The 17,855-nt window shown below is 50.9% G+C and carries 18 protein-coding genes; 8 read left to right on the top strand and 10 right to left on the bottom strand.

Features of this window, described 5'->3' with window-relative positions:
- Window positions 1-237: 237 nt before the first annotated feature.
- From ACPUC8_RS20025 to ACPUC8_RS20005, 5 genes are all read right to left on the bottom strand, one after another.
- Window positions 238-636 (bottom strand): cupin domain-containing protein, encoded by a 399-nt coding sequence (locus ACPUC8_RS20025; RefSeq protein WP_494927154.1) that lies wholly within the window; start codon window positions 634-636, stop codon window positions 238-240.
- Between the two features lie 317 nt (window positions 637-953).
- Window positions 954-2,036, bottom strand: a complete 1,083-nt coding sequence (locus ACPUC8_RS20020) for a mechanosensitive ion channel family protein (RefSeq protein ID WP_494927153.1) — start codon at window positions 2,034-2,036, stop codon at window positions 954-956.
- Window positions 2,037-2,379: 343 nt separating this feature from the next.
- On the bottom strand, window positions 2,380-3,516 hold the full coding sequence (locus ACPUC8_RS20015) for an alkene reductase (protein WP_494927152.1): 1,137 nt from the start codon (window positions 3,514-3,516) through the stop codon (window positions 2,380-2,382).
- Between the two features lie 65 nt (window positions 3,517-3,581).
- On the bottom strand, window positions 3,582-4,349 hold the full coding sequence (locus ACPUC8_RS20010; protein WP_494927151.1) for an enoyl-CoA hydratase/isomerase family protein: 768 nt from the start codon (window positions 4,347-4,349) through the stop codon (window positions 3,582-3,584).
- A 124-nt stretch (window positions 4,350-4,473) separates the two neighbouring features.
- Complete coding sequence (locus ACPUC8_RS20005; protein ID WP_494927150.1) at window positions 4,474-5,355, bottom strand: LysR family transcriptional regulator; 882 nt, start codon at window positions 5,353-5,355, stop codon at window positions 4,474-4,476.
- A 122-nt stretch (window positions 5,356-5,477) separates the two neighbouring features.
- Here ACPUC8_RS20005 and ACPUC8_RS20000 point away from each other — a divergent pair, with 122 nt between their 5' ends.
- Both ACPUC8_RS20000 and ACPUC8_RS19995 read left to right on the top strand, forming a co-directional pair.
- Entirely contained in the window at window positions 5,478-6,110 is a 633-nt protein-coding gene (locus tag ACPUC8_RS20000) for a glutathione S-transferase family protein (RefSeq protein WP_494927149.1), read from the top strand.
- 22 nt (window positions 6,111-6,132) lie between these two features.
- Entirely contained in the window at window positions 6,133-6,849 is a 717-nt protein-coding gene (locus tag ACPUC8_RS19995) for an SDR family oxidoreductase (RefSeq protein WP_197063345.1), read from the top strand.
- Window positions 6,850-6,900: 51 nt separating this feature from the next.
- Here ACPUC8_RS19995 and ACPUC8_RS19990 read toward each other — a convergent pair whose 3' ends face one another.
- A complete protein-coding gene (locus tag ACPUC8_RS19990; protein WP_039333432.1) occupies window positions 6,901-7,695 on the bottom strand; it encodes an alpha/beta fold hydrolase in 795 nt (264 codons plus the stop codon).
- A gap of 111 nt (window positions 7,696-7,806) precedes the next feature.
- On the opposite strand from ACPUC8_RS19990, the gene ACPUC8_RS19985 reads away from it, so the two are divergent.
- From ACPUC8_RS19985 to ACPUC8_RS19960, 6 genes are all read left to right on the top strand, one after another.
- The gene (locus ACPUC8_RS19985; protein WP_231568877.1) at window positions 7,807-8,703 is read left to right on the top strand and encodes a LysR family transcriptional regulator; all 897 of its coding nucleotides are present in this window, start codon (window positions 7,807-7,809) and stop codon (window positions 8,701-8,703) included.
- A 588-nt stretch (window positions 8,704-9,291) separates the two neighbouring features.
- On the top strand, window positions 9,292-11,385 hold the full coding sequence (locus tag ACPUC8_RS19980) for a TonB-dependent siderophore receptor (RefSeq protein WP_039333430.1): 2,094 nt from the start codon (window positions 9,292-9,294) through the stop codon (window positions 11,383-11,385).
- Window positions 11,386-11,589: 204 nt separating this feature from the next.
- Window positions 11,590-12,012: a translesion error-prone DNA polymerase V autoproteolytic subunit gene (gene umuD, locus ACPUC8_RS19975; RefSeq protein WP_039333427.1), complete on the top strand. Its 423-nt coding sequence runs from the start codon at window positions 11,590-11,592 to the stop codon at window positions 12,010-12,012.
- Window positions 12,012-13,274, top strand: coding sequence for a translesion error-prone DNA polymerase V subunit UmuC (gene umuC, locus ACPUC8_RS19970; RefSeq protein ID WP_283227657.1), 1,263 nt, complete (start codon window positions 12,012-12,014; stop codon window positions 13,272-13,274). Before umuD ends, umuC begins: the two co-directional genes overlap by 1 nt.
- 135 nt (window positions 13,275-13,409) lie before the next feature.
- A complete protein-coding gene (locus ACPUC8_RS19965; RefSeq protein ID WP_039333423.1) occupies window positions 13,410-13,670 on the top strand; it encodes a hypothetical protein in 261 nt (86 codons plus the stop codon).
- Window positions 13,671-13,971: 301 nt separating this feature from the next.
- Window positions 13,972-14,283, top strand: coding sequence for a hypothetical protein (locus tag ACPUC8_RS19960; RefSeq protein WP_039333421.1), 312 nt, complete (start codon window positions 13,972-13,974; stop codon window positions 14,281-14,283).
- Window positions 14,284-14,421: 138 nt separating this feature from the next.
- Here the strand turns inward: ACPUC8_RS19960 and ACPUC8_RS19955 are convergent, their stop codons facing one another.
- The 4 genes from ACPUC8_RS19955 to ACPUC8_RS19940 form a co-directional block, all read right to left on the bottom strand.
- Entirely contained in the window at window positions 14,422-15,480 is a 1,059-nt protein-coding gene (locus ACPUC8_RS19955; protein WP_494927148.1) for a YeiH family putative sulfate export transporter, read from the bottom strand.
- Between the two features lie 137 nt (window positions 15,481-15,617).
- The gene (locus tag ACPUC8_RS19950; RefSeq protein ID WP_494927147.1) at window positions 15,618-16,130 is read right to left on the bottom strand and encodes a GNAT family N-acetyltransferase; all 513 of its coding nucleotides are present in this window, start codon (window positions 16,128-16,130) and stop codon (window positions 15,618-15,620) included.
- Window positions 16,131-16,332: 202 nt separating this feature from the next.
- Window positions 16,333-17,016, bottom strand: a complete 684-nt coding sequence (locus ACPUC8_RS19945; RefSeq protein WP_039333414.1) for an outer membrane protein — start codon at window positions 17,014-17,016, stop codon at window positions 16,333-16,335.
- A gap of 105 nt (window positions 17,017-17,121) precedes the next feature.
- On the bottom strand, window positions 17,122-17,415 hold the full coding sequence (locus ACPUC8_RS19940) for a hypothetical protein (protein ID WP_494927146.1): 294 nt from the start codon (window positions 17,413-17,415) through the stop codon (window positions 17,122-17,124).
- Window positions 17,416-17,855: the final 440 nt, after the last annotated feature.

The raw sequence follows: 17,855 nt of genomic DNA, 5'->3' as shown, positions 1-17,855 counted from the left end.
GTAAAATTCGGCTCAACTAACCTGTCGATTAATTCCAGATTTTGCGTAGATGCGCGCACTTAAGTTTTAGGTCACAGTTTTCACACAGCCTGGGCACACAGCAGACATTGCCACGGCAATCCGCGGGCATTCCTGACATTGCCCTTTCATGACACAGGCCTTCAGAATTACTCATTTCACATTTAGGCAGCTTTACCACCTCCTTCAGCCCAATCCTCAAGCAATCCACAAATTCACTCATCCACTCTGCCACTTCTGAGTAAGTGCACCATTCTTGCCCTGCACCGGATCGCTCTCAGGAAAGGGAAGGTGGCGCATCCGCTGTATCATTGATGCCGTTGGCGCTTCGCGGCAGATATCCCATTGCTGGCCGGGCGGGTAAGCGCCGACCACCTGGAAATCATCGCTGCTTCCTTGGTTGCAGTGACCTGTGCCGGTGGGCAGCAGTGCCACATCTCCTGCGTTCAGGGTCACTATTTCTCCCCCCGGCCCACCCAACATCACTTTTGCGGTTCCGCTGACACACCCGAGCACCTCATGTGCGGTGCTGTGATAGTGGTGGTAGTTAAAGATGCTCGCCACCCACTGTGGCGGCCAGTTGTTCTTCTCAAACTGCGTTTCGGTGGAATCAGTCATATCAGAGCTGGGCATTAACGCGTGATGGTAAAAAATGACGGGAAGCTTTGGATTGTTGGGCACCCAACCATTTGGCTCCAGATGAAGTAGCTGGATATTCGATGTGGTCGCTGCCGTTGCCGATAAGTGCTCAAAGATAGCGGGCGCAGCGATTGAACAGGCTGAGACCCAGCGCATAAAGTGCCTACGTGACAGATTTCCCATGTCTACCCTCTGGAAATAATGAGATGTAGATCACATTATAGCCGCCACACCGATTGTGGTGGCGGCTACGGCCGCCTTATCAGCTGAACCAGCATCGCGTTCATCACAATCAATTACTTCTCCACCGAACTCTCCATCCCCGGTTCCGTCAGTGTCGCTCTCAGCCGCGGCAGGCTCTGTGGATAATTTTGCTGCACAAACTCAATCATCTTTTCGCGCACGTAGCAGCGTAAATCCCATGCGGTGGGGGAGTTTTGTGCTGTCATCAATAAGCGAATGGTCATGGTTTTATCCGTCGTATCGGTCACCTGCAGTACCTGGGTCTGTTGATCCCAAAGCTTGGTTTCACTGAGCACTTTTTCAAAATGCTTTCGCAGTGGCTCCAGTGGCATGGAGTAATCCAGGTAAAGAAATACCGAGCCTAATATCTGCGCGTTATTACGCGTCCAGTTCTGGAAGGCGTTTTCGGTAAAGTAGGTAATGGGCAGCACCAGACGTCGCAAATCCCAAATACGTACCACCACATAAGTCAGGTTTATCTCCTCAATCCAGCCCCACTCATTTTCCACCACCACCGCATCATCAATTTTAATCGGCTGCGTAAAGGCAATTTGTATGCCTGCAAACAGATTGACCAGCGACTTCTGCAAGGCAAAGCCGATGATGATGCCCGCCACGCCCGCACCGGCAAGGATAGTGGTGCCGAATTTTCGCACTCCAGGGAAGCTGAGTAGAATCAGAGTGAGACAGAATGAGACCAGTATGACAATCGCGACCTTTTTGACATAGATGATTTGCGTGCGAATTTTACGGGCGCGAAGATTATTCGACAGGTTGATATCATAGCGAATAAACAACATATCCTGTGCGACATTGGTCAGGCGAATTAAAATCGAACACAATGACAATATAGTAAAGATATTCAGCGTGGTGGTAATAAAGGAGAGCGAGTCCGGTCGGACATTAACGTAATTCACCCCAACATTGATCAACAGTAAAGGGATGAATAAAAACAGGGAGCCACGCAGGTGCTTTTCAAGTGATTTGAAGAGCTTTCGATCACGACTCTGCCAGTAGCGGATGAATCGGAGGAGTAAGAATCGGGCCAGGAAACCCACGGCTAATGAGAGGGTGACAAGCAATACAGCAGGCACCCACGATGGCGCGCCAGATAACTCATCAAATATCAACGGCATTATTTCCCCTTATATTAATCTCACAACCTAAAGTTGTCAGATAAGTCCCAAAAATCAGTCATCGATGTTTTCTCGTTTATCTGTGAATGACGGGATTCACATCTATTAGTTTATGAAAGATTGGGCTTATTGGTTTGATTCACGCGTAAATAATCTGCTGGGTGAGTGATTTTAATATTTAATGCCCTGATATATATAGAGTAAATAAAATTTGTGAGTAGGGCATTCGACTTTACGCTAACTTTTACTGACATCAGAACACGTCAAAATGGCCTGCCAGGTGCAGCAGGCCAATGTGCCTGAAGGATATTGTGCGCAGCGGCTTCGTTACGCGGAAGCGTTATTAAATTGTCGGTTCGTTCATCGTTAATGGCGTATACGCAGGGTAATCACTGTATCCTTTATCATCGCCTCCAAAGAAATGCTCCCGCTGATAAGCCGTTAAAGGGTAGCCATGACGAATGCGATGCGGCAAATCAGGATTCGATGTAAACAGGCGACCAAAGGCAATTAAATCGGCATCGCCATTTTGCAGCATGTTTTCTGCATCACCTGGCTTGAACCCGCCCGCTGCGATAATGGTCCCCTGATAAAATGCGCGCAAATCATGGCTGGCAACCGGCTCGTTATAATAGCCAGCCTCCCGATCTTCCGGCCCCACGATGCGCGGTTCAATAATATGCAGATAAGCCAGACCAAATGGGTTGAGCTGTTCTGCGAGATAACGGAATGTTGCGCCGGGATCGCTGTCATGCATATCGCCATAAATTCCGCTGGGCGAAATACGCACGGCAACGCGTCCTGTGCCCCAAATCTCCGTCAGCGCTTCAACCGACTCCAGCAAGAAGCGCGCCCGGTTTGCCAGGGAACCGCCATAGTTATCGGTGCGTGTATTACTGCCATCCAGCAGAAACTGCTCGGGTAAGTATCCATTGGCAGCATGCAGTTCGACACCATCAAAACCCGCCGATTTTGCGCGTAAGGCTGCCTGGCGTAACTCCGCCATCAGCCCCTCAATCTCACTGACATCCAAAGCGCGTGGAGTAGGGAACAGCTTACCCTCATAGGCACCTTGCGCGTTTTTGACAACGCCATAGGTCTCTCTGGCAATGAGTGCCGAAGGGGCAACAGGTTGGCGTCCAGATGACAGTTCAGGCAGTGACTGGCGGCCGGGGTGCCAGAGCTGAAGGATGATTTTGCTGCCGCGAGCGTGCACGGCGTCCACTACACGCTGCCAGCCTGCCTGTTGCTCGTCGGTAAAGATGCCGGGGGCATCCTGATACGCATTGGCGAAAGGCGAAACCGCTGTGGCTTCCGCGATAAGCAGGCCGCCTTGGCTCGCCCGCTGACGATAATACTCAATCATCAATTCGCCAGGCACGCCGCCTTGTTCGGTTCTCATGCGTGTAGTGGGCGCCATGACGACGCGATGAGCTAACTCTAATTTTCCTGCTGTAACCGGTGACATTAACGTTTGCATTCGCTTCTCCTGGTGGCCGCGCAGGAGCCCCTGGCGGCATCAATTTTTAGCAATCTAAGAGGGGATCACTGCGTGTTCATGGAGTGAGCAACCTGAGCAGCGCTAATGCCTTCCAGTGCAAGGCCGTAGCCAATCCCTTCGTCTAACAGACGTTTCAGGCGTTGAGTCAGCGCGATGCGGGTATAGCGAGAGGTCAATGGTGGCAGTGCAGCAATGCCGTCGGCAATTTCATGGGCACGACTCAGCAGTCTATCGGCTGGAACGATTTCGTTGACGACACCCCAGTCTTTCGCCGTCTGAGCATCCAGTTCCTGCCGGGTGAGCAGGAAGTAGCGACCGCGAATCGATCCGATTACCTCTGGCCACAAGATGTGCACACCATCACCGGGCACAATGCCGAATTCGAAATGCGGCTTGTCCTGGAAAACCGTTTCTGGCGTGGCGAGAATGATATCGGTCAACAGAGCATATTCGCTGTGCAGCAGAACCGGGCCGTTCAACGCGGTGATCATTGGGACTTCGATATCCAGAATATTGCTCAGCACTTTTCTGCCTTCGCGCAGAATTTTGTCGAAGCCTAATGGGCTGAAGAAATCGAAGCCTTCCGGGCTGATGGCGTCCATAAAGGCATCGCCTGAGCCGGTTAGGATCACTGCGCGGTTTTCACGATCTTCGCCAATCGCATGGAATAGGGCCACGAACTGTTCATGGGTGTGGCCATCAAACACCAGTTTCTCACCGGCGGTATGGAATTTGACTTCCAGCACACCGTTCGGTTTGCGGGTCAGGTGAGCGTTAGGGAAGCGATGACGATAAGTTTCGAACGTTGACATGGTGGCGATCCTTGTTGTTACCAGTCCGGAGTGGCTGGCCGTGAAACAACAATATTCCATTCCATTAAGAATGGGATCGCCGCGAAATTAGATAACGCCTATTCCGTTAAGGAATGGGGTGTTTTCACTGCTCCGCCATGACGTTTTCGACAAAGCCAGCGAACTGCCGTGCTTTAGCACTCGCCAGCCGGCCATGAGGAAACACGGCCCACAGATCGATGGCAGGCAGTTGCCATGACGTCAGGACTTTCTGCACCGTCCCGTTTTTTAACTCATCCGCAAACATCCAGTCGGAAGCAATACATAATCCCATATGGCTGAGGACGGCAGCGCGTTGTCCTTCTGCGGCGCTTACCCGAATGCGCCCTCGCAACGCCGTAGAGACCACCGCATCCTGACAGGTGAATGACCAGACGCTGGGCTGCGGGTTATACAGCACCGCCTCATGTTCGACTAAATCAGCCGGTTTTTTCGGCTCCCCTTTTATCGCGAGGTATTGCGGTGTCGCCATCACCGACCGCGGCCCCGTAGCCAACTTGCGTGCCACTACACCGGAGTCAGGTAAATTTCCCATGCGCAGTGACACATCGATACCTTCGGCAATCAGATCAATCACCCGATCATCAAGAATGACATCCACCTCCAGCTCCGGATGCTCCTCAAGAAACCGAGGGAGTTGAGGGATGATATGCAGCCTGGCAAAGGTTGTGGCGGCGGAAAGCCGTAATTTACCGGATAACCCTTTTCCGGCTCCTCTGGCGGCCAGTTCAGCTTCGTCGGCTTCCTGAAGGGCGGTAAGGGCGCGTTCGTAATAGCGTTGTCCGGCTTCGGTGGGGGTCAGACCATGGGTCGATCGGGTCAGTAAACGGGTTTGTAAGCGCGACTCCAGCTGAGCAACGATTTTAGATACCGCTGGCTGGCCGACATTAAGTTGTCTGGCCGCTGCAGAGAAGGAGCCGGTATCCACCACCCGGATATAGGTGGCCATGGCCTGAAAGCGATCCATATCATTCCTCAAAAGAATAGATGTTATCCCAGCAGCATATCTACCATTCCCAATGGGCGCCAGCCAATATCCGGATCACGTTGTCGGGGCTGGCCCGGCAAAATCTTGATAAGGGATTCACCATGATTGATGTCTATGCATTTGCCACGCCCAACAGCATTAAAGTGCCTGTCGCACTGGAAGAACTCGGTGTTGATTATGTTTTGCATGCGGTGAATGTGCGCAAAGGCGAACAGAAGTCAGCCGAATTTATTGCGTTGAACCCTAACGGAAAAGTCCCGGTATTGGTTGATAGCGAGGCTGCATCTGAACCTTTCGTTCTGACGGAATCAGCGGCCATTCTGGTTTATCTTGCCGAGAAAACTGGCAAGCTGTTGCCGACTTCTGGTGAGGCAAGGGCGCGCGTATTCGAACAACTGTTTTTCCATGCTTCAGGGTTGGGGCCAGCCTTTGGTCAGTCTGGTTTCTTTCAGCGTCAGGCATCCGAACCGCAGCCGCTGGCGATCCAGCGCTTTACCACCGAAGCGGCTCGTACTCTGAACGTGCTGGATAAGGTGCTGGCTGATCATCATTTTGTGGCGGGAGAAGAGATGACCATTGCGGATATTGCGCACTTTGGTTGGTTGTGGCGTCGTGAATTTGCCGGGGTAAGCTTTGAGCATGCCCCTAATGTGGCTCGATGGTTTGATGAGATGGCGGCCCGGCCTGCGGTTCAGCGCGCTATCGAACGCGTTAACGCGCTTGCTCCACAGTAAGTACTGTTAATCGGAGGACATGATGAAGAGAACGTTTTTAATTACGGGTGCCAGTAAAGGCATTGGCCTGGCGTTGGCGCATCGCCTCGCGAACGCGGGCCACCAGGTGGTGGGCATTGCCCGAGCAATCCGCGATGATTTTCCGGGTACCTTGATCAGCGCAGACCTGGCAGACACAAATAAAACGCAGAAGATGTTTGACCAGCTCAGTCAGCGTTTCACCTTTGATGGCATCGTGAACAATGTGGGATTGGTTAAACCGCAGCGGTTAGGCGAGGTTGATTTAGCCGCTTTCGAGGATGTGATGCGAGTGAATCTTTACCCGGCAATCCAGGGAACGCAGGCCATTCTCGCCGGTATGAGAGAGCGGGGCTGGGGACGCATCATCAATATTTCCAGCCTTACAGTGCTCGGCAGTGTTGAGCGAACCGCTTATGCAGCCGCTAAATCGGCTCTACTAAGCTTCACCCGTAACTGGGCGCTGGAACTCGCACAGACAGGGATTACCGTTAATGCGGTTGCGCCCGGGCCGACAGAAACGGAGTTATTCCGTGCTAATAATCCGCCGGGAAGTTCAGGTGAAGCGCGTTATCTGAAGAGCGTGCCAATGAATCGGTTTGGCAAACCGGATGAGATTGCCGCGACCATTGCTTTTCTGTTGTCTGAAGATGCCGCCTTCATGACCGGGCAAACATTGTATGTTGATGGCGGCGCATCGATAGGCAATCTTATTTTCTGAAAAGATAAAATGCGGGGGAATAGGGGATAAAGCGTTCCCCCGCTGGTCACTTCAGCACTTTTGGTCGCCATAAATAGCAGCAATAAAGTCTAACAACTGACTCGCCACCTTTTCTGGGGCCTCTAAAGGCAGGAGATGTCCAACACCGGGGATGATCTGCATAACAGCATGTGGAATGTGCGGCAGTAAATCGCTTTGCAATGTCGAGGGAGGATCGACGCGGTCCAGTTCCCCAGAAATGACCTTCACCGGAACCGTTATCGCAGCGACTTCCTTGCGAATATCATCGCTGATCGCCACGTTTGGCCAACCCTCTTTGGCCCCAGGGGAAGCGCTCAGGCTATCTTCAATAACCTGCTCACGCAGTGCAGGACTTAATGCGCCTACAGTCAGAACATTATCGATCACATAGCTGACCGATTCGCGGCTGCAATAGGCGCTGGCTAACGTCTCACGCTGTTCGGTGGTCAGGCGCATTGGCGCAGGTGGGGAAGGCGCGACCAGCATCAGGCCCTCAAGACCCGCAGGGCGACGCGACGCCATCAGTTGGGCCACTTTTCCTCCCATCGAATGACCCACCAATATGTATCGTTTTAGCTCAAGTGCTGAAATAACCCCTTCGGCATCCTGGGCAAGATCAGCAATCCGATATCCGGAGGACGGTGCGTCAGACTCGCCCCAGCCGCGGTGGTCGATAGCCACGGTGCGGTAACGATCGGGTAACTGATGTATCACTTTCTCCCAGGTACGGGACGAGCCCCCATAATAATGGAGAAACACCAGCGCTATTTCACCGCTGCCCTGCTGCTGCACGTTAATCCCAATCCCATTCACTACCATTTTCATCGTTCATACCTCTTCAGGAAATTGAGGTCATGGTAATTATGATTTCGGTGGATGATAATTAGCGAAAATGTATCGACAGACGATATCCAGAGTATCGAATGGTTGAGGTTAATGGACAGATTTACCAGCATGCAGATCTTTATCGCGGCAGTCGAGGAAGGCAGCTTTGCCGCCGCCGCCAGACGTTTTCAGCTTTCGCCTGCCATGGCAGGAAAGCATGTCAGCGCGATAGAGTCCGATTTAAATGTCCGGTTGCTACAGCGTTCGACCCGCCGTCTCAGCATGACCGATGCCGGTCAGCGATATTACGTTCGTTGCAAAGCGATTCTTGAGGCGATGGAAGAAGCGAACCGGGAAGCCAGCGATATTCAAACCACTCCACGAGGCTTGCTTCGCATCGCCGCGCCGGTCGCCTTCGGTGCCATGCATTTAGGCCAGATCGTCTCACGCTATCTTGAGCAATTTCCGCAAGTCACTCTGGATGTGGTACTGGATGACAAATACGCAGACCTGCTGGAAAACCGCATTGATGTGGCTATCCGGGTTGGGCGTCTTGATGATCCGTTGCTCGTTACGCGGCGGCTGGCACCTTGCAGGATGATGTTGTGTGCCTCACCCGCGTACTTGCAACAGCAGGGTACACCTGAGACGCCAGAGGAACTTTCCCGTGCGCCTCGTCTGGCGTTTAGTCAGGCGGTATCAACAGGCGACTGGACGATCTATGACACTCAAGGCCGGCCACACACTATTGAAGGCGCATGCCGTATGACGGCCAATAACATCCAGCTGCTGCTTGAAGCCGCGTTGGCTGGAACAGGCATTGCGTACGGCCCAAGCTTTGTGTTTGGCGAACATATAAAGCAGGGCAGGCTGATAACCCTTCTGCCTACATATCGCACCACTGAACTCACCCTGCAAGCGGTTTATCCCAGCGCGATTCGTATTCCATCTAAAGTGCGCAGCTTTGTGGATTTTATTGCTGAAGCCTTAGGTGATGCCCCGCTGTAACGTCATGGGTTTTAACGACAGCCGCTATTTTCAGGCAATGAATATCATGCAGTGGCGTTTGCCCCTCTGAATCTGTCGTGATGCTTTCACTCCCGTGCGGCATTCGGCGTTCTTTCTATATCCAGTCAATCACTGTCAAAAAGACAATGAGAATCATTAACTTCCACGTTTTTTCGTGAACGAAATGTAGTGAATTCACTGGGATAAATAGGATGGAATAGTGTTGCTACTTTCAACTTTGTAGAGGAGTGACGTCAAAGATTAATGCATTAATGACTGAAATTTAACGATTATATTTTTATGGATGGCACCGCTTTTTCCTGAATATTGATGACGCAAACCTGTAGTGTTAAGACCGACATTGCATATTTACTACTACATCAAATCATGATGAAATGATTATCACTTGCATTTGGATGTGCATTTTTTCGAAAAAAATACCGGACCTGCCGACCACGCTACCCCGCTCAATCACAGACGGAAGCATGACAGGATGGGGTCAAACCATAAAAAACAGTTTGTGTTAATTTCAGGGGATAAGAGTCAAGAATGAGCCAATATAAATCCGCTCAGCGCCGCAAGCATTCCATGGGGAAAATATGGCTTGCGGTTTACAGTGGTGCATTATTATCTTCAGCCAGCAGTTTTGCCGCTGATGATAATAATACCCTTACTGTTACCGCTGCTGAACCAACGGTACAAGCTGATAATGGATACTCCAGCCCGACCACCTCCGTCGCCAGTAAAACACCGACGTCGAAACTGAATGAAGCGCAGTCAGTCAGTGTCGTGACACAAAAACAGCTGCAAGATTATCAGTCTACTACTGTGTCCGACGCCATGCGTTTTGTTAGTGGTGCGTCGCAAGCGAATACATTGGGCCAGACAGAAGACGGCATTGTTCGTCGCGGCTTTGGTTCAAACTCTGATGGATCTGTTTTCCGTGACGGTATCCGTAGCAGCCAGGGGCTTAATCTTGATGCGACTACGGATCATGTCGAGGTATTAAAAGGATCCTCCTCGCTGTTATACGGTATCCTCAATCCCGGCGGGATGATTAATGTCGTCAGTAAAAAACCACAATATGACTGGCACACCATTGTCGGTGGGCATTACAACAGCACCGGCGGCGGGGCCGGAAATATTGATATTACGGGACCACTGGGCAATGGTTTTGCTTTTCGTCTGATTGCTGAGAAGCAAGCGCAGAACTACTGGCGTGGATACGGTAATGAAAAACACAATTTACTGGCGCCTTCATTACAATGGTATGGCGATAACGCCAGCTTTTATATCAGCTATGAAAGCTATCAATACGATATTCCGTACGACCGTGGTACGGCATTTATTGATGGAAAACCGATTGATATCGGCTACAAAACCCGTCTGGATGATTATTCGAACCGAGCGTGGGGGCGTAATCAGACATTTAATACCCATTGGGATTATCAGTTTAATGATACCTGGTCGACTCGCGTAACCTTGGGTATGAACCAACGTAAGTACAGCAGCAACACCATGACCACCACCGCCATTAATACTACTACCGGTGTTGTCACTCGGCGTCCGGATGCGTTCCGTGGCTTTAACCATAAAACAAAATATGTTTCCTGGGACGCCATTGGTACGCCAGAAATATTTGGCATGGTGCATAATCTGGTGGTCGGCACTGATTATGAAATGAACCAAACCTATCGTGCTCACGCTTATAACGGTACAAAGAATAACGACTTCACCCTGAGCAATCCGGTCTATGGCCTGGATACCATCACTGACAGCAGTACGGAGAAAACCGCTGACAGTAATCTGCTCAACCGCATTCACAATCGTTCCGTCTATTTTAAAGACAGTATTGACCTGACTTCGCAGTGGACTGCTGTCGCCGGTGCCCGTTATCAGCATTATGAGCAACGTGAATCAAGAGGCAGTAATTCCACACTGACTTACAGCGACGAAGGGAATAAGTTCCTGCCGCAAACCGGGTTGATTTATAAGCTGACACCGACCGTCTCTTTCTATGGCAGCTTAAGTAAATCGTTTACACCTTCTACTAACCCGGATGACAGCGGTGACGTCGAAGCACCGGAACAGGGCACAACCTATGAAGTGGGCAGTAAATGGCAAATGACACCAGCCCTGCTGGCCACGGTTGCGCTTTACCGTATCGATGAGCGCAATGTTGCCTTAGCGTTAAACGAGGGAACCTATGCCGTGGATAAAGCCCGCTCCAGCGGCGTTGAGCTAGAGCTGAACGGAGAGATTTTGCCGGACTGGGATATCAGTGCCAATTACAGCTACAACCAGGCGAAAATTGTTAACGATAAAACCGATCCGACGAATAATGGCAACCGTCTGCAAAACGCACCACGAAATTCCGGGGCGGTCTATTTAAGCCATAATCTGCACTTAAATCTGTTGCCGGGCAGTTTCCGTCTCGGCGGAGGGGTGCGTTATATGGGCACGCGTACGGGCGATCCAAGCAACAGCTTTACTCTGCCTGCATATACCGTTGCCGACAGTTTTATTGGCTGGGATAACCAACTGCTGGGTAAAAAAACGCATCTGCAGTTGAATCTCAACAATATCTTTAACAAGCATTATTACACCTCGAGCGGCGGTAATCTGCGCGTAGCGGAAGGCGAAACACGTAACCTGGTGCTCAGCGCCAGCGTGGAGTTCTAACCCCGTTATCCCTGACGTCAGGCGGTGCCCGCTAAGGCACCGCCTGTTCCGTGTGGGATGGTGGTTAATCCACTGTCAAACGCCGATCAAACTAAATCTTCTTTCCTGCCAATCGGTTTGCACAACCCCCCAAGATCTGAGTTGATCAAACCGAGGGGATTGGTAATACTGTTTTTATATACAGTATTATTGAAGGCCATCATCATGGTGTTTTATCAGCCCGCGGAAATCCGCGCCATCCTCAGCTTGCCCCTGTTTATCAGCCGTGTGCCCTGTGGTTTTCCCTCGCCAGCCCAGGACTACGTTGAGCAACGTATTGACCTCAACGACCTCTGCGTCGCGCATCCCAGCGCAACCTATTTCATTAAAGTCAGCGGTGACTCGATGATTGAAGGTGGGATCAGTGACGGCGATATGCTGATTGTGGATAGCTCGCTAAGAGCAGAGCAGGGCGATGTGGTGGTGGCCGCCATAGACGGTGAGTTTACGGTGAAGCAGTTGATGCTGAAGCCTTACCTGCATCTCAAACCGATGAATGCCGCACACGCCATCATTCCCGTCTCTGACCCAGACCAGTTTGAGATCTTTGGAGTTGTGCAACATGTCATCAAAACGTTGAAAAAATAATGTTCGCGCTGGTGGATGTGAACTCATTCTATGCCTCATGTGAGACGGTGTTTAGACCCGATCTCAAAGGCAAGCCGGTGATCGTGTTAAGCAACAACGACGGCTGTGTCATCGCGCGTTCTGCGGAGGCCAAAAAGTTGAAGATTGGTATGGGCGGCCCCTATTTCAAAATCAAAGATGAGCTACGTCGCCATAACGTGCATGTGTTCAGTTCTAACTATGCGCTCTACGCAGACATGAGCCTGCGCGTGATGACGATACTGGAAGAGATGGCACCCGCCGTTGAGATCTACTCGATTGACGAAGCGTTTATGAATCTCACGGGGGTGCGTAATTGCTGTGTGCTGGAAGAGTTTGGCCGGGAAGTTCGTGAACGGATCCAACGTGAGACGCATTTGACGGTTGGGGTAGGCATCGCGCCCACCAAAACCCTGGCCAAACTGGCCAACCATGCGGCAAAAAAATGGACGAAAACCGGTGGTGTGTTGGATCTCTCCAACCCTGAACGACAAAAGAAACTGTTGGCACTGGTGCCGGTGGAAGAGGTATGGGGTGTCGGGCGTCGTATCAGTAAAAAACTGAACGACATGGGCATTATCACTGCCAAAGATTTGTCCGAGCAGAGTACCTGGGTTATCCGCAAGCATTTCAATGTGGTGCTGGAGCGCACCGTGCGGGAACTGCGTGGTGAACCTTGTCTGGAGTTGGAAGAGGCTGTGCCAACCAAACAGCAGATCATCAGCTCACGCTCTTTTGCCGGGCGCATCACTGACTATGCCGATATGCGAGAGGCCGTGTGCAACTATGCCGTGCGTGCCGCCGAAAAACTGCGTGGAGAGCGGCAATATTGTCGACAGATTGGCGTGTTTATTCGCACCAGTCCCCATGCTGAAGGTGAAGTTTTTTACGGTAATCAGGCAATTGGTTCGTTGCTGACGCCGACTAACGACACACGCGACATTATTCGTGTTGCTCTGGAAGCATTAGATCGTATCTGGCGGGAAGGATGTCGCTATATGAAAGCAGGCGTCATGTTGGGTGACTTTTACAGTCAGGGCATCGCGCAACTGGACCTGTTTGATCGCATCCAACCGCAGGCCAACAGTGAAGCACTGATGCATGTGATAGATGACATCAATAAAAAAGGAAAAGGTCATCTTTGGTTTGCTGGACAAGGGATACAGAAAGCCTGGTCGATGAAACGCGAGATGTTATCTCCGGCTTACACGACCCGATATGTTGACTTGCCTGTTGCAAAGTAGATTTGCTAAACCAGAAGAAGATGAGTAGAAAATAATGTAGAGGGAATCCAGGAATGACCCGTAATTTTAGTCAGGGCTGTAAAAAAATGGGCATTTTTGCTTTAATTATCAGATGTAGAATGATGAGAGGACAGTATGACAAAAGCCTATATAACAAAATATGCATTAACCCGGGGCATCTACATCGCGGAAGGTGAGCTTAAAAATGACGGTGACGTATTTGTACAGCAGCGTGACCGTGAGTATAACTTTGAGCAGTTTTTTAAGAAGAAAGAGTTTCAGTTGACCGAGGAAGAGGCCTTGGCGCGAGCAGATAAGATGCGTGCAGCGCAACTCAAAAAACTGGCGAAGGAATATCAAAAGCTCAGTGAATTAGCGTTCACCATTAAAGCGTAAGTCAGAACTGCCGCAAGGCACGCCAGTCGAGGCTTGGCGGTCAGACAGAGTGAGTTTCAGTATTGCGTAAGGAATTCGAAAAAATAATGAAACTCTGTTTCAAGGTTTTCCGAAAAATTCACTCAGGCCGCCGCTCACTGGCGGCATTTTTATTTCATCGGGACATCAGCATTGCGCTGTGCCGCAGAATAAAACAACGAATGTGTGATAATAGCGAAGCGGCGAAAGGTTCTGCCGATTATGTTAACCCGAGTAGTTGAGTTATTGTAATAAAATGGACCAATAATAAGCAGAGGTTCGCGTGCGCGAGAACGAAATCGATATCAATTATTACGCCACCGAGATCCGGAAATTAGCGGCAGCCCATCAGGCCGGAGAAACATTGAACGAAGTGAAAACGAGAGTAGATCACCTTATTCAACAAATGAAAGAGACGCTCGGTAGCGATAAAGTCTGGCAGGCTAAACAATGGGAAGCGTTGTTGAGCGAGTTAAATATCTATCTGACCAATAAGGTCGATCCGAAGTGGATGACGGTGATTTCGCATGCCAAATTCCGCATTAAAAGCCGCAGGCAAACCGCCATCTACTCGCGCAAACATTTTCGCCAGTAAGGGGAGAATAGTGTGAACGTTGAGCAATAATCGGTCGCCATTAATGGCGACTTTACAAGAATGGATGTGGTTTTTCGTTGGGTGCGCATTGATGCGCACCGACATGAAAATACTCTTCTCCGCCGTTCCTGATAGGGGTTACCCCAAGAAGTGGTGCACCGCGAGGTTAATCGCACCGCCACCGACAATCAGCCAGATAAACAGCATCAGCCCTAACAGCAGCGGGCGTAAACCGGCTTTTTTCAACTGACTGATATGGGTCGTCAGGCCGAGAGCGGCCATCGCCATCGCCAGTAAAACGTTATCCAGTTGATTGATCATCGCAATAGCGGAAGCGGGAATCAGGTGCGCAGAGTTGAACAGCGCCACCAGGATAAACGCCAGTGCAAACCAAGGGAAGGTAATGGGTTGTTTCTCGCCGCCAGTGACGGGTGAGGTACGACGCATCATCAAGCCAATGACCACCAGGAACGGCGCCAGCATCATCACGCGCAACATTTTGGCGATCACTGCCGCGTTCTCGGTTTCCCCACTGATGGCGTGCCCAGCGGCAACCACCTGCGCCACTTCATGCATGGTTGAGCCGGTGTAAACACCAAATTCGCTCAGACTGACACCTGGCAGCAGCGGAGAGACGCTATGCCAGATGAGCGGGTAAAGGAAAATCGCCACGGTACCAAAGATCACCACGGTCGCCACCGCGACGGCCACTTTGGATGATTCGGCTTTGATCACCGGCTCAGTTGCCAGTACCGCAGCGGCACCACAAATGCTACTGCCCGCACCAATCAACCACGCGGTTTCACGATCCAGTTTCAGTATCTTACGCCCCAGCCAGCAGGCGAGGGTAAAGGTACTGGTTAACATCAGGATATCAATGACGACACCGCTTACACCCACATCCAGCACCTGCTGAAAAGTCAGCCGAAAGCCGTAAAGAATAATGCCGAGACGCAGCAGTTTCTGTTTTGCAAACTGCACGCCAGCATCACACTGACCGTGCACGGTGGGGTAGAGGGTGTTGCCCAAGATAATCCCGCCGATAATCGCCAGCGTCAGCGCACCTAAGCCGAGTTGCGCCACCGAAGGTACGTTGCCGAGCCATGCAGTTGCCAGTGCAATAACAGCGGTAAGCAGCAAGCCGGGCGCAAAATGCGCGATGCCGTGTGAGTGTTTTTGAAGAGTAATATCAGCCATAACAGCCTCCTGTGTTGCTGTTATGATGCGGAGGAAGGGCTTAAAAGAAAAACTGATTATATCGTTATAATAAACCTGAATAATTGGTAAGGGAGGGATGGCGCGGCAATATCAGACTCGCAGCGCCAACAGAGGGATTAGATCACCATGCCCAGAATTTGCAGCGTGCTTCGCTGCGAGGCGGTGATAAACGGAATATCTTTGATGTGCTGCATGCCAAAGGCTTCCCAGAATTTGCGGGCGCGCACATTTTCCGCCATCACTTCCAGCCACATGTAACCTTCGCGCTTGTCACGGGCCTCACGGATGATGCTCTCAAACATGATTTTTCCGTAATTTTTACCGGTCTGGTCAGGATTAAGATAGAGCTTATTTAGCATCGCTCCGGTCATGCCGGAATCGGGTACGGGCGAATTCCAGGTCACTTTAGCGAAGCCCACGGGGTGATCGGTTTCGGCAATCAGCCAGCTTTCATTTTCTGCCGCAAGACTGCTGTGTAACACGGCCAGCCCATATTCTTTATCGATAAACGCATCCATCTCGTCGGCCGAAACCCACATATGTTTGAAATGGGCGCTGTAAGTCATGCGTCCCAACTGATGGAGCAGTTGCGCATCCTCGGCGTGAGCTTTGCGTATGGTGAAATTCATATCAGATGTCCCGTGTTTATGCTGGCGCAGCTGGAGGCTCCATATGCTGGCTTTTCAATGTGTTATTTTTACATTATGACCACATTGTTACACAGAACACGTAACATTTCTGTTGGTGAAATGCTGAATCGGCGCGGGGTGTTAGCGGAACACAGAGAAAACCAGCCCCGCCGATGCGTCCGACAGGGTTTGGTAACGGATATCAGAATAAATAACGAGCACCCAGCACAAACTGGTTTTCCACCAGACGGGCCTTCATCTGCTCATCTTTTAACCCACGGGCATTAGCGAAAGTGTTGTAACCGCTCTCAATTTTGCCCATATCCACATAGCGATAACCCAGGTCCAGACTGATCTGCTCAATCGGGGTATAACTGATGCCAGCGCCGATGCTGTAAGTCAGGTTGTTTTGGGTGGTGGAAGCATATTGACGTGAGGTGTTGCCCTGCCAGCCGCCCGCTTTAATCTTGCTGACACCCACGCCCGTCGTACCGTACAGCGCCACGTTATAGCCGATTTGATAATCACGATACACGTTGAGCATCAGGCGCTGGACGTCAGTTTGCAGATGGTTATAGCTGGTGGCAAACGTGGATGAACCGCTGGTGAACTCAGATTTCTGACCAAAGGTATATTCGCCTTCTGTACGCCAGCCGTTACCCCATTGATAACCCGCTGCGAGTGCTGCTGCCGCATTGCTGGCCTTTTCATTGCCTGCCACAAACTGCCCCACGCCAGGACGTGCGCTGGTATCCATCTCTTTCGCGCGTTGTTGGCTCTGCAGATATTTTGCGGAAGCGTAGTAGCCTTCGCTGGTGTCGGATGCAGCGGCTGTTCCTGCAGCCATGACCATCGGCAGGCCAAAGATAAATGCTTTGAGTTTCATATGATTCCGTTCCCTTGTTAATAGAGAACGCATCATAGAAAAGGCAGGGCGCGGGAAAAATTCGGTTGATTACCTGGGCAACCAGGTAGAGTTACGTAGGGGAGTTTACGATCCTAATCGCATGGTCTCTGCGCGTTTCGCGGTGTCATAGACGTATTGCAGCATTGGTTCTAAATCGGCGTCCGGGCCAGCACTGATAATTTTGCCGCGCAGCCAATCAATTTCGCTGGTGATATCGGGGTGAAAAATGGTGTTGTTCTGCGCGTTGCGCAGCCATTTCAGCAAAAAATTATTCTTGCCGCGCACGCCGCCTGATTTACGCGATTTGGCATTGATTTTCAGCGCCACCAGAATGCAGTAATAGAAATGGACGCGCTGACTGTAGCTCTGAGGGATCATCAGCAGCCACCTGCCATAACATCACCAAAATGTGAACTTGATCGGATTCTCATCTTCCTGAATGCCTGCCTGAAGGCGTCAAATGACGCAGATATAGGCCTTTTCCGGCCTTATTTCCGCCTTAACACGCGCGGTAGACGCACCATATGCTAATCGGCGGCGCGGATGCAAGTGAGGAAAATCTGGTAATAAAGGCAAACCCAAGCGAAGCGTATAAAAGAGGCTGTCTTGATTTTTTGCCGCTGAAAGGCACGAAACTGTACCTTAAATGGCGAATAAACCCTGTGTGCCTGGCAAAACTGTGATCCCGGTCTACACTTAATGCTGACGATGTTCGCAGTCAGGTTGCAGTGAATACGATAAAGTTGTTTGTTTGTGGAGAGTTACCTAGCGAATTGCCCTGTTATCGACAAAATCTCCTCGCATTCAGTCCCGTGATC

It is taken from the genome of Pantoea sp. CFCC18177, assembly GCF_059412425.1.
This window is presented reverse-complemented; position numbering and strand designations above follow the sequence as displayed.